This window comes from Leucobacter viscericola (assembly GCF_011299575.1).
Classification (GTDB): domain Bacteria; phylum Actinomycetota; class Actinomycetes; order Actinomycetales; family Microbacteriaceae; genus Leucobacter; species Leucobacter viscericola.
The window spans coordinates 1,438,964-1,451,648 of record NZ_CP049863.1; the positions used below are offsets into that span (position 1 = coordinate 1,438,964).

Sequence of the window (12,685 nt, forward strand, 5' to 3'; positions counted from 1 at the left end):
CTTATCTGCTGTTGAGCCAGGGGAGGCCGACCGTAATGGAACCTGCACTTCGCACGAAGGCAAGTCGACTCACCTGTCACGTTGCGGTACTGGCCCTCGTTGCTGGCTGTCTCACTGTCGGCACGGGACCATTGGCCTTCGGGGATTCCGGGGACACATCGGGCACCGCAACCAGTGAGTCGAACGGTTCGGCACCGCCCGCTGCAGATGCTCCCGCGACCACGGCAGAACCCGAGTCAACTCCGGCGCCAACTCCCAGCCCCACTCCAAACCCGGCGCCGCAACCGGACCCGACTCCACAGCCGAAGCCGCCCGCCGATCCTCCCCCAACGCAAAACCCCGAGCCAGCTCCTCAGCCCGAACCGCCGACAACGCCCGCTGATCCTGAAACACCCGCGACTCCCCAAGCGAAGCCAAAAGCTAACGTCCCCGACACGGGCACTCCATCCTCTAAGCTCATCACTCCCCTCATCGCAGTTCCAGGATCAGTCGTCGATGTCACCATTAACATTGCGGGCCCGGCAGCCGCCGTCGTTGGCGACACGTTCAGCTATACGGTGACCATCAGCAACAACGCGCTCCCAGTTGCTGACGGTGCACCCTTTTCCATCACCATGCCGACCGGCGCGACAAATGTCGCCGCGAGTTGTGGTGCAACTGCGGGTGCAGCGTGCCCTGGGGCCCTTAACACTACTGACACGGCTGTTTCGGGGTCAGCTTCCTTGCTGCCACATCTTGGTGTGCTCACCCTCACGATCTCAGGCGTGTATGGCGCTCAATCACCATCTTCGGTGACAGCAAATGCGCACGTCGATCCACCCGCAGGCACAACTGATTCAGATCTCACTTCAAATGACAGCGTGGTTGGCTCGGCCATTAATAACCGTGCGGACGTGTACGTAACCAGCTCAGCAAGCTCAACAACGATCGCACCAGGATCGCCCGTTACCTACACCGTGACGTACGGCAACAATGGCCCGGCAACCGTCGACAACCCGATCGTCGGAAGCTACCTGTATTGGGACTCGTCCCTCTTCGATTCAATGAACATCGGCTTCGTCTCTTGCGCTCCAAGCGGGGGCGCCATCTGTCCCATATTTCTCACCAACGTGAGTCAATACACAAACGTGTTCAACGCAATGGGCACCCGAATGCCTGCGGGAAGCAGCGTCACCGTGGTCTACACGGCAGACCCAGTACTTTCTGCCACTCCCGGCTGTGGCTCCCTCACCACCGACGTCGTCAACGATTCAGGAATCACGGCACCGTATCCCCTCGTAGACCCGAACACCGGCAACAACTTCTCCCGCATTTTCGCCACCGCAAATGGCCCTGGTGAGTGCCCGGCGACCGACTTGCAGGTCGACAAGACAGCCTCCGCGAGCACTATCGCTCCGGGATCGCCAGTCACGTACACGCTCACGGCAAGAAACAACGGGCCCATTGCTGCTGGCGGCGCGAGCCTTTCTGACTACGCAGATGTCAATACTTCGCTCTTCACCGGTTGGGTGTACCACCTCGTCTCTTGCACGGCGAGTGGTGGCGCCGTGTGCCCAGCCCTGAATACCGACAGCACGTTAGGAACATACGATCGGCTCATTAACACCAATATTCCGACCTTCCCGGTCGGTGGCGTCATTACAGTGGTCTACACCCTCGACCCGATCCCAAATCCGACCCCGACGTGTGGTGAAGCAGTAAGTGTCGTCACGAACTACGCCGATCTGTACCCGCAGTCACCACTGCGCGACTCGAACTACAGCAACAATTACTCGCGACCCACTGTCACGGCCGACGGCCCGGGTGAATGCCCTCCCGCAGACTTGCAGGTCACAAAGACCCAAAGCAGCTCGACCGCGATGCCGGGGGCACCGATCACCTACACGGTGACGTACACGAACAACGGCCCCAACGCTGCGCCGCACCCAACCGTCTCTGACTATTACTACTGGGACAGCAACCTTTACACAGGCCTGAATTTCCAAGCAGTCTCTTGCACGGCGACGGGCGGGGTGGTTTGCCCGGCTTTGGTGCCGGACGGCAATTTCAACCAGTACAACTCAATCTTTGCGGATGGCCAGGTCGACAATTTTCCCTCCGGCGCATCGTTCACCGTGGCCTACACGCTCGAACCGCTGGTTGTAAACGCCTCAAGCTGTTCTCAATCTCTCACCACGCTCCAGGGCAACGCAGGCATCAACGATTACAGCCGCACGGTGACCGACCCGAACAGCTCCAACAACTACGCGTACTCGACCGCCACCACTAAGTGTGCCGACGTATCTGTTAACAAATCAGTCGCCCCTGCCGCGGCCCAGGCGGGAAACCCGGTTGCATTCACGATCCGAGTGGCAAATGGCAGTGACGTTGCCGTCAACGATGTCGCGTTCTCAGACCCGCTGCCCACAGGCTTCATCTTCACCTCTGCGAGTTGTATACCAAATTCCCCGGCCAGCACCTGTGGGGCCGTCACCTACGACCCGCTGTTGCGAAGGGTCTCCTCAAGTATTTCGCTCATTGGCCCAACCCAGGACTACGTGACGATCACCGTGAACGGCACAGCCGGCACGATTCCGGGCACCTACAAAAACACGGCGACAGCATTCCCAACGCCGGGGGTGAACGACTTTGTCGATCCGATTATCGCTTCCAATACAAGCAACGTGTCACTGCAGGTCTTTAATACGGCGTCGACCATCAACTTCACCAAAGAACTCACTGGTCTGCCTGCTGGCGGCGTTCCGGTGCCGTTGACCTTCACCGGCGCCATTACTTGCGGCAGCCAGGGCAGCAAACCCTGGAGCGTCACGCTCCCCGCGGGCGAACGCGCCATTGATGCCCTCACTCAGACATTTTTCGACGGCGAATCCTGCACCATCACCGAGGACCCGCCGCCCGCACTTCCCGCGGGATTTGGGTATGCGGGGCCCGCTGTGATCACCCCGCAGATAATTCCCGTACTGGGGCCGTCGCAGGCGATTAATGTGACAAGTAGAACACCACTGCAGGTCTTGGCTGCACTGCAACTCAATAAGACCGTCTCGACAACAAAAGCGACCACGGGCCAGACCGTAACGTTCACCTACGAGGTCAGCAACGGCAGCAACGTTGATGTCACGGCGTTCGAGATCATCGAGCGCAGCTTCTCGGGAACCGGATCGCTCTCGGCAATGAACTGTCCCAGTACAGCACTTCCCGCGCACACGAGTGTTGTCTGCACGGCCAATTACACAATCACCGCCGCAGACGTCGTTTCCGGAGCACTCACAAATACTGCGTATGCAACTGGCACCCCGGTCTCGGGGCCGGATCCGGTCAGCGCCGACGCGAGCGCCCGAATCACGCTTGTGGCCCCTCCCTCGTTGACGCTCACCAAGTCAGCCTCCGTCGCGTCTGCCGACCAGGTTGGCCAGGTCATCACTTATAACTTCGCCGTCATCAATAACGGCGGCGTATCGCTGACCGGCCTCAACGTCGTCGAGCAGAGCTTTAACGGCATCGGCACGCTGAGCGCGGTCAATTGTCCGGTCACCGCACTCGCACCGGGTCGAGCGACCAGCTGCAGCGCCAACTACACGGTCACGCAGGCCGACCTCGACCGAGGCACAACCCTCAGCAACACCGCAGTAGCGACAGCGGATGCCGAAAACGGGTTCGACGATCCGCTCTCAGAACCCTCAACGGCAGACGTTGATCTGGTGCGTGACCCCTCCCTGAGCGTTGTGAAGTCGGCATCGTTGTCCGATGGTGCGCAAGTGTTGTCGAGCGGACAGGGTGTCACTTACTCCTACGTGGTCACAAACACGGGCAACGTGACCCTCGACGGACTCACAATTCAGGAGCGCGCGTTTAGCGGCGCGGGCGCAACCCCGACTCCAACCTGCCCCGATGTCACCCTCGCCCCCAACGACCAGGTCATTTGCGAGGCGACGTACACGGTCACTGCCGCAGACGTAGCAAACGGCCAAATCGTAAACACTGCGGTCGCGAGGGCAGTCCCGGTGTCTGGTGACCCGGTCGAATCAGAGAGTTCGACCGTGGTGCTCCCCGAGGTACCAAGCCCCGAGCTTGAGCTCGAGAAGAGCGTGTCACCAGGGTCTGGCCTGTTTGAGGCTGACACGGTTGAGTATCTCTTCACCATTACCAATACGGGCAACGTGACCGTCGACAACGCGGGCGTTACGGAGCAAACCTTCACGGGCAGCGACGCGATTCCAGTTCCGAGCTGCGCGATCCCGCCCCAGCTCATTCCGGGTCAGATCGTCACCTGCACCGCAGGCTACACAGTGACGGCCGCAGATGCTCTCGCCGGATCCTTCGACAACACCGCGGTCGCAACCGCCCTGTTCCGCGACAAGCCTTTTTCGAGCGAACCGTCAACTGCCAGCGCGACCACAATCTCGCCCGCAACACCGGGGTCCCTCGCGATTATCAAGCGGGCGGCACCTTGGGACACCAACAAAGACGGTCTCATCGACCCGGGAGACACGGCGGGCTGGAGGATTCTGGTCACCAACACGGGCGGCACCGCCGTAAGTGGCATATCCATTGAGGATCCGCGTGCCGTTTCGATCAGCTGCCCGGCAACGTCGCTGGCCCCTGCCCTTTCCATGACCTGCACGGCTGTCGGAAACGTTATTACGAAGGTGGGCGTTTACGAGAACACCGCGACTGCCCGCGGTACAACGGGTGAGAGTGCCATCACCTCGGCACCCTCGACCGCCGAGTTCACCGCCGTCGCGGCCCCGAACAACGGAGGCGGTGGAGGCGGTGGGACACCGCCGGGTGGTGGCGGCAACGGCGGCACGGCTGGCGTCGTTCCCACCACGCCCCGGGGCAGCCTCGCTTCGACGGGAGGTGAGTTCGGCTTCTTCGTAGTGCTCGGGAGCGTGTTCTTAGGCATTGGCATGCTTCTCGTGAGGCGGCGCCGCTACCCAGTTAACCGCGCAGCTAGCCCGCGGGGGTAGTCACCCGGGCCATTGTCCACGTGTGACCGTCGCGAAGGTATTCGATCCTCGTGTGGTTTCGGTCGAGTCGCGCCTGCATAAATTCGAACTCGTCGGGCCAGAGCGCGTAGCGCTGCCAGTCGGGGTTTGGTGCTCCCTCGTAGCTCGGTCGCTCAGCCCAATCGGCCTGCGACACCTCGTCGCTCAGCGCGACGGCGTCGCCGGTGACCCGAACCTGGCGGCCCGACTCCCGCCAAAAGAACACAAACGAGATCCGTGGGTTATGCGCGATCTCCACGCCCTTGCGCGAGCTGCGATGCGTCGAGAAGTGGTAGCCCTCGGCATCGATGTCTTTCAGAATTAGCGTGCGTCCGACCGGGGTTCCGTCGGGCCGAGTGGTGAGCATTGTCATCGCGTGCGGCTGTCTAGCCCCACTCTCGATTGCCGCATTCAGCCACTCGAGGAACAGCTCGTCTGGAGAAGCAGGCAGATCCTCTTCGCGAAGCACCGGCAGTGGTTCTGGAAACGCAGGAAGCTGGCGAAGGCGTGATTCGAGTTCACTCATGGTGCCCAGCATACGAGCAAAGCCGAGGCTTTCGCATGGCAGCCGGACTGACATGGGATCCGCTCAGCGTGTGCTTTTGTGGTTTCTCAGAGCGGCCATGGCAGCGCGAAATCGGCCCGTTTCGCCAGTTCGCAGACGCTCCACAAGATCAATGTCGGTGAGTGGCTCCGGTGCGTTGCTCATGAGAGCAATAATGTTAGCTCCACCCGGTTCCGCACGTTACTTTTTTGGTGGCGCTGTCGGTGAAAAGTGTCATTCCCGAATAGATGATCGACCCGCGTTCGTCGGTCACTCGTGCCTCGTATGTTTGGGTGGCAGTAGTGGGAAACGTTACGTTGAATGAGGTCACGGTGGTAGCGATGGATCCGATTGTGGTCCAGGGCCCATCCTCTGCGCGGTACTGAAGGCTGTAGGTTCGGGGTGTCGTGGTTACGCCGAGTCGAACCGTGAGAACGGCGCCACTCGCGCTGCAACCGAATGTGTCACGCGGGAGCGATTGCGTCTGATACGACGTGCCCGAGCAGGTGGCCACGCTGGCCTGAGCGTTTGCACCCGACCCGCTAAAGCAGAGTCCATTTTTTGCAGAGACGATCATGTAGGTCGTGGCCGAGATGCGGTCAACGCGCCACTGCTGGTCCGCTGCATCGATGTTGGGGGTTGCCAAGACTGTCTTGTTAGAAGCATTGATTGCAACGTTCAAAAGACCGGAGCTTTTCGGCCGTATGGTCACCAACTCGGTATCTGGAATCGGAACGATCTCGAAGCGCTGAGCCCCGGAGTTGTTGCAAGTGTATGACTGAACCGTGGTGCCCGCTGCGACTCCCGATGCGTTCACATCGAGGCATCGGCCATCACCGGACTTAATCGCGAACCAGTTTGCCGCTGCCCCGTCCACAAGATAGCCGGTAGCCACAGGGTAAATCAGCTTTGTAGCTTGGGTGACAGTCGTTGCAGCGGCGGTTACCGTCCAGTTGCCCGCGGTGAGTGATGCGGCGATTTTTGGGCTCACGCTCTGGCTGCCAGTTGCACTCGTAACCGCATTTCGGTCGGCAATCGTCGTGCGCACGCAGACGGTGATTGTCGCAGCCGGGTCGAGCTGAATCGGCTCGAGCGCCGGGAAGTTCGCCCAGGTCCCCATCACAGCGGTCTCGGGTGCGTCTGTCGCCGTGGTGCAGGCGGCGGTGTTGGCAACGGGCCATGCCTGCACGGACATCGCCTCGGCCAACGTACCGGTTGCAGTGACCACAGCACCAGCGACTCCGGCGGCGCCTCCGGTGTTCTTTATGGTGAAGCTGCCCGTGCTTGAGAGCGCGCTGTTCAGATAGGTCGCGGTGAGCCCGGTGAATCCGGACTGTGTAACCTCCACTTTCGGGACATTCACTGTGCCAGTCGCCGTGGAGGAAGCTTCCCACAATGCGACTGCGGGAAGAGCCCCCAGGCTCACGAGGAACGTCGTCACCGCGATGGTGGTAGCACTGAGCCTTGTGCGACGCGAGAAAGTGGGGATCTTCAAGTTGACGCTCCTGTCTTGTGAATGGTGTCACTAAGGAGACGCAGACGACCCGACCTCATAACGGTCTGCTGCACATTTATTTTGGGTGGATAGAAATCTGAGAGCTGTAGAGCCGATCAGCTTTCACAATCGCGACAGCGATTACACTTGGCTGACGTTTGACACGTGAATCGGCCGAACAGTTGCCGAGCGCTTCGATGGATCCGCAGTTCAGAAGGTTGTATTGCAATTTGTTTATGCAATCGTGAACGCGGGTCGGTTCTCGTGGCAATACTCAGTATGGGCAACATGAAAAATAGTGAAGATTCTTGCTGCGATGCCGAGATCGTGGCACGCTCTCGCGACAGACCTGGGGAATTTGGCAAACTATACGATCGTCATGCCCGCGCCGTGTTTCGTTACATTGCGTCACGTCTCGGCGCAGAACAAGCTGACGACCTCACGGGCGAAACGTTCCTTGTCGCGTTCGAACGACGAGAGCGATACGACGCTACGTTTCACAGCGCGCTACCGTGGCTACTTGGAATCGCGACCCGCTTGATCCGGCGGCGCAGGCGTGACGAGGTTGCATTGTGGCGGTTAACCGCCGCCTCGCAGGGTCTTGGCGGAGAAGGAACGGTGCACGCCATACATGACCCATTTCTTGATACCGAGGATCGTATCGACGCGGGTCTTGCGGTGAGTTCGATTGCGGGCGTCATCGCTAAGCTTCCGAAACGGGACCGTGACGTGCTCACGCTCGCGGCTTGGTCTGAGCTCGATTCTGCGGGTATCGCCGAAGCGCTCAAGATACCTGTAGGCACCGTGCGGTCCCGCCTGCATCGCGCTCGAAAAATCATACGCACTCATCTTGATGTTGATCACACCCCCAGCGTTGAGGGCTGTGCCAATGAAACGGAGAAACACTATGCAACAGCCTAGGGATAGCGAGTTGGAGGCACTGCGTCGGCTTCGTGGTGAAGAAAACACGATGAGCGACGAAAGTTTTTTGGTCGGTCGGGCGAAACTTGAGCGCGCTATTGAAGCATCGCGCGCGGAGGGCTCAGCTTCTGCCACCCATACCCCGAATCGTTTTGGCAGAAGTACCAGTGCAAGGCGGACCCGTGGACTTGCTATCGCGGGAATCACGATGGCAGCGGCCGTTGCTGTCGCGGTTTCGGTATTCTCACCTAGTCCACCTGCCACAGAAACACCTGCCTCGGCAACGGAAGTACTTCTCAAGGCCGCAAACAGCGTGAAAGTGAACGATCCGAAAATGCAACCTGGGCAATACCTCAGGTTGGTTGAATCCGGTGAATGGGACCAGACAAATTTTCCTGATTCCGCGTACTTCGATGAAAGCCTAACCTTCGAAGAACAGGTGGCTTCTCAGGGGGGCGTGCGATTCCGTGAAGCGTCAACAAACGTGACCTATATTCCTAGCGACCGGAATGGCGACTGGGTGCAGCGCTTCGGAAAGTCGCGATTTATTGAGATGATTCAGCCTCTAAACGATCCACAGGCAGAAGAGTTCGCGAGAAATTCCTCGGAAGAGTACGCTGCGCTAACGGATTTTCCAGAGGATCAGATCTTGCCAGGAGGCCTCCACTATGAGGTGTCGGAAGAGACCGGAGAGCCGACGGGAACCCTCGCATTCGAAGGCAACCCCTCGTACAACAATGCTCCCCACGAACCGGCTGCACTGCGCGAATATATTTTGAACGGTTATAGGCAGACGGGTGAAGAGGATCCTGGTGAGAATCGCATCATCGAATGGCTCACTCCTGTATTGAGCGACCTCGCGTACCCCGCCGGATTGCGATCAGCAAGTCTTGAACTACTAGCTGAGCTGGAGGGCGTGGAACTGGGTACTGACCCCATAGCGCCAAAAGACACGAGCCGAGTTGCGGTGAGGTTGCCCTCAGGGGAGCCCTCGTCGGCAGGAGGTCAATATCTTGTGTTTGATAAGGACACCGGCATGTTTATTGGCGCACGAACCATGGAAGCGAACAAAACGGTTGGATACGTTTCAACGTTTACGTCGACGGTGGTGGACGGTATCCCCCCACGCGACGAAGAAACCTGGTGAGACGCTTAATGTTTGTTTGAATACCTGGTATTGCCATGAACACCGGAAGGCGCTCATGGCAATACCAGGTATGAACTATCTGGAACCCTCGAGAGAATCCGTCCAGCCTGAACCTGTGCTTGATCAGCAAAGCAGCAACCGACCTGCCAGCACCTTAACGGTGAACGACACAGACGCCCCACTTCGTTTCGCTAACGAGGCCGAGTTGCTCAGGTGGAACGGTTCTATCGAAGCGTTGCACAGTGGCGGGGAGGTATGGCAAAGCCGGGAATACGCCTCCACCAAGCGATTTCAACGCTATGTTGACCGCTATGTGGTGGGCGATTCGTTTCCAGCGACGCTCGTGCTGGAGAGAAACGTACCTTTCCTCGGAAGATGGTGGTACGTACCTGGCGGACCCGATGCCACAGACACTGATTCGATGCTCGAGGCTGCAGGACGCCTTGCAAAGTTCGCTCGGACGCAGGGGGTGTTTTTACTGAATATTGAACCAAGGCTCTCTGAAAGACAAGGCCTCAATTCTTCGGTTATCGCAGCGAGGGTTTGTGCGCGCCGCGCGCATCTTGCCGAATGAATCAACGATTCTGCTAAACATCTCCGGTGACGAGTCGGATGTCATAGGCCGTTTCTCCGGTAGCACCCGCACAAAGATTCGCAAGGCAGACAGGTCAGGTTTTACGGCCAGGCGCGTAGAAGCGACCGAAGCGAACTGTCGGATTATGTACAGCCTTCTCCGTGAGACCAGTGAAGGCCGATTTCAGCTGCGTCCCTACGAGTATTATCGGGGCTTCTGGCAGACGTTTGAGAAGACTGGCCGTGGCCAGCTTGTGCTTGGATATGCCGACAGTGAGCCCATCGCGGGTATGTTCGGCACCGTGTTCGGTCATACGAGTGGTTACAAGGACGGCGCGTCAACTCGTCGGTTACGGCTGCCCGTCGGAGCAATGTACCGCATGCAATGGGAATTAATTCTGTGGGCCCGCGAACACGGGGCCACCGTGCACGATCTCATTGGGACCCCGCCGAGCGATCGTCTTGACGATGTGACGCATCCGCTTTACGGAGTTGGTCAGTACAAGCTGCGACTCTCGAAAGCCGTTACCGATTACGTGGGAGTCTGGGACCTAGCGTTACGCGCGGGGCCAGCGAGAGTCTGGTATCGGTGGGGCGAGCCAGTGGCAAGACGCTTGTCGCTGAAATTCCACAAGGATCCCTATTACTAGGAGAGCGCAATGGAAAAAACTGCCAGCGAGTCTTGCTCATTTCACCACAGTGCGATGAGCAAGACTCGCTGGGTCACAGTCTGCGGAACAGACCATCCACTAGCTGAGTCAGCTAGTGAGTCGACGTCTTGCAGTACGGTTCGCTGAGATCAGACCAATTCCTACCAGCAACGACGCGCCTGCTGCCCACCAGAGCATCGGAGCATCCGTGCCACCGGTAACAGCCAGGTGGGCGTTTGTACCCGGTTCTGCAGTGACTGGAGGCCCGGAATTTGGGGTCTCAACGGGTGGTGTCGGCTTGGGCTTCTCCGGCGGAACAGCGACTTTCTCCCATCCAGCGAAGACCGTGGTGTCCGCGGTAATGGCCTTCGAGAAATCGAAGGCTGCGCCGCTGGAGTCTTTCCAACCAGTGAAGGTGTAACCGCTCCGGGTTGGCAGTACCTTTGGTTGGGTGGGCTTGAGTCCATTGGCTACGGTTTCCGCAGGGAAGGATCCAGCACCACCGGCAAGATCATACGAAACAGTGTGCTTCACCACCGGGACATCTTCCTTGGTCCAGCTGGCAACAACCGTGGTATCCGCAGTAATGGCGGCCGAGAAATCAAACGCACTACCACTGGTATCTTTCCACCCGGCGAACGTATACCCATCACGCGTCGGCACCGCCGTGGGCGCGGTAACGGTTGTACCATCGGCAACGGTTTCCGCAGGGAAGGATCCGGCACCACCGGCAAGATCATACGTAACGGTGTGCTCAACTACCGGAACGACATCCATAGTCCAGCTGGCAACAACCGTGGTATCCGCAGTAATGGCGGCCGAGAAATCAAACGCAGTACCACTGGTGTCTTTCCACCCGGCAAACGTATACCCATCACGCGTCGGCACCGTAGCGGGTGCGGTGACGGTTGCACCATCAGCAACGGTTTCCGCAGGGAAGGATCCAGCACCACCGGCAAGATCATACGTAACAGTGTGCTCAACTACCGGAACAACATCCTCGGTCCAGCTGGCAACAACCGTGGTATCCGCAGTAATGGCCGCCGAGAAATCAAACGCACTACCACTGGTATCTTTCCACCCGGCAAACGTATACCCATCACGGGTCGGCACCGCCGTGGGCGCTGTAACAGTTGCACCATCAGCAACGGTTTCCGCAGGGAAGGATCCAGCACCACCGGCAAGATCATACGTAACGGTGTGCTCAACCACTGTCGGAACCTGCTTGACCAGCGTCAGGTCCATCCAACCCCAAACGAGTTGTGTGCTGTTCCAAGCGTTGAGTCGGTGCTCATAGCGAATACTTGTGAGTCCGTCGATGTCGGCAGTATTCCAAGTAATCGTCGCAATCTGAGTGGAGGGGTCCCAGCTCACGACTCCGTTGTAAGGCACCTTTGCGACCGCGGAGTTCGATACGGTGTTGCTTGCAACGGGCGACCGATCCGGTACTCCAGCGTTTGCGGGAGACTTATAGGGGTGAGTGTAGGTGACCGTCGCCGCTGAAGGGTCGTAGGTAAGGGTCTCTTTGCCGTTAACGCGACTCGCGTACAGAGTGTGCTTGTTGTAGTTCAGTTCACTAAAGTCGGTGACCTGCGTTCCTTCGCCAACTGACACCGCGGTCACATTGGGGAGTGCGCTGATTCCCGCAATGCTGCGCAACCCACTGTTACCGTCAAGGGAGATACCCGTGAGACCATGCAGTGCAAGCAGTGGTTGGATCGATGTGACGCGGTTCGCGTACTCCCCACTTCCACAGTCATGAGCGTCCTCATCATCTCGACAGGTGGAGAGATTGAAAGCTGTCACGCCAGTCGCTGCTGACATCTGGCTCAGCGCTTGGTCCGTCACGTTTGCTGATCGCGCTTCGAGGGTGCGCAGGTTTGACAGTGTCGCGAAGCTTGAAAAACCGGTGCTGAGCGGGTTGTAGCCAATCGCAAGATCGCTGAGGCCGCTTCCGCTCAACCCTGCAACGTCGGTGATTGAGTTCATCATTACGACAAGGCTGTTCAGCGTCGGAAAATTCTGAACCCCGTCCAGGTTCGTGAGGTTGTTGCCGCGCACGTCGATGGATTTCAGGCCTGTGAGGGGCGCGAGCTCATTGAGCGAAGCGAGATCCCCGAACCGCATCTCAAAAGACTGGATACTCGCAAGCTGAGCTGGCGTCACGGTATCGGTGCGAGCCTTACCGAGCGCTGCCGCCACTTGGCCGGCCACACTGACTCGAGGGAAGAGGTCGTTGATCGTTGGATCGGCCGCCATTGCCGCGGAAGAGCCGACGGTAATACCGGAGAACACGATACCCACAGCGACGAAAGCCGCGGCGAACTTCTTGATAGAAAAACGTTTGTGTTTTGAAACTGTAGTTGAAAT

At 58.7% G+C, this 12,685-nt stretch carries 8 protein-coding genes; 5 read left to right on the top strand and 3 right to left on the bottom strand.

The genetic code is table 11. The features are described from left to right. Nucleotides 1-35: 35 nt before the first annotated feature. Entirely contained in the window at nucleotides 36-4,967 is a 4,932-nt protein-coding gene (locus G7068_RS06620; protein WP_166290444.1) for a DUF7507 domain-containing protein, read from the top strand. Here the strand turns inward: G7068_RS06620 and G7068_RS06625 are convergent. Both G7068_RS06625 and G7068_RS06630 read right to left on the bottom strand, forming a co-directional pair. Beyond that, nucleotides 4,951-5,511: a pyridoxine/pyridoxamine 5'-phosphate oxidase gene (locus tag G7068_RS06625; protein ID WP_166290446.1), complete on the bottom strand. Its 561-nt coding sequence runs from the start codon at nucleotides 5,509-5,511 to the stop codon at nucleotides 4,951-4,953. The genes G7068_RS06620 and G7068_RS06625 overlap by 17 nt on opposite strands. A 196-nt stretch (nucleotides 5,512-5,707) precedes the next feature. Then, nucleotides 5,708-7,024 carry an RICIN domain-containing protein gene (locus G7068_RS06630; RefSeq protein WP_166290448.1) on the bottom strand — a complete coding sequence of 439 codons (1,317 nt, stop codon included), beginning with the start codon at nucleotides 7,022-7,024 and terminating at the stop codon, nucleotides 5,708-5,710. Between the two features lie 288 nt (nucleotides 7,025-7,312). Between G7068_RS06630 and G7068_RS16645 the strand changes: the two genes are divergently transcribed. The 4 genes from G7068_RS16645 to G7068_RS06650 all read left to right on the top strand — a co-directional run bounded on the left by G7068_RS16645 (nucleotide 7,313) and on the right by G7068_RS06650 (nucleotide 10,315). Then, the gene (locus G7068_RS16645; RefSeq protein WP_425280500.1) at nucleotides 7,313-7,945 is read left to right on the top strand and encodes an RNA polymerase sigma factor; all 633 of its coding nucleotides are present in this window, start codon (nucleotides 7,313-7,315) and stop codon (nucleotides 7,943-7,945) included. A 49-nt stretch (nucleotides 7,946-7,994) separates the two neighbouring features. After that, nucleotides 7,995-9,092: a hypothetical protein gene (locus G7068_RS06640; RefSeq protein ID WP_166290452.1), complete on the top strand. Its 1,098-nt coding sequence runs from the start codon at nucleotides 7,995-7,997 to the stop codon at nucleotides 9,090-9,092. Nucleotides 9,093-9,207: 115 nt separating this feature from the next. Next, nucleotides 9,208-9,666 carry a hypothetical protein gene (locus G7068_RS06645; protein ID WP_166290454.1) on the top strand — a complete coding sequence of 153 codons (459 nt, stop codon included), beginning with the start codon at nucleotides 9,208-9,210 and terminating at the stop codon, nucleotides 9,664-9,666. Continuing rightward, nucleotides 9,638-10,315 carry a lipid II:glycine glycyltransferase FemX gene (locus G7068_RS06650; RefSeq protein WP_244304743.1) on the top strand — a complete coding sequence of 226 codons (678 nt, stop codon included), beginning with the start codon at nucleotides 9,638-9,640 and terminating at the stop codon, nucleotides 10,313-10,315. The genes G7068_RS06645 and G7068_RS06650 overlap by 29 nt, the downstream gene beginning before the upstream one ends. 108 nt (nucleotides 10,316-10,423) lie before the next feature. On the opposite strand, the gene G7068_RS06655 is transcribed toward G7068_RS06650, so the two are convergent. Continuing rightward, nucleotides 10,424-12,619 carry an InlB B-repeat-containing protein gene (locus tag G7068_RS06655; RefSeq protein ID WP_166290458.1) on the bottom strand — a complete coding sequence of 732 codons (2,196 nt, stop codon included), beginning with the start codon at nucleotides 12,617-12,619 and terminating at the stop codon, nucleotides 10,424-10,426. Between the last annotated feature and the right edge of the window lie 66 nt (nucleotides 12,620-12,685).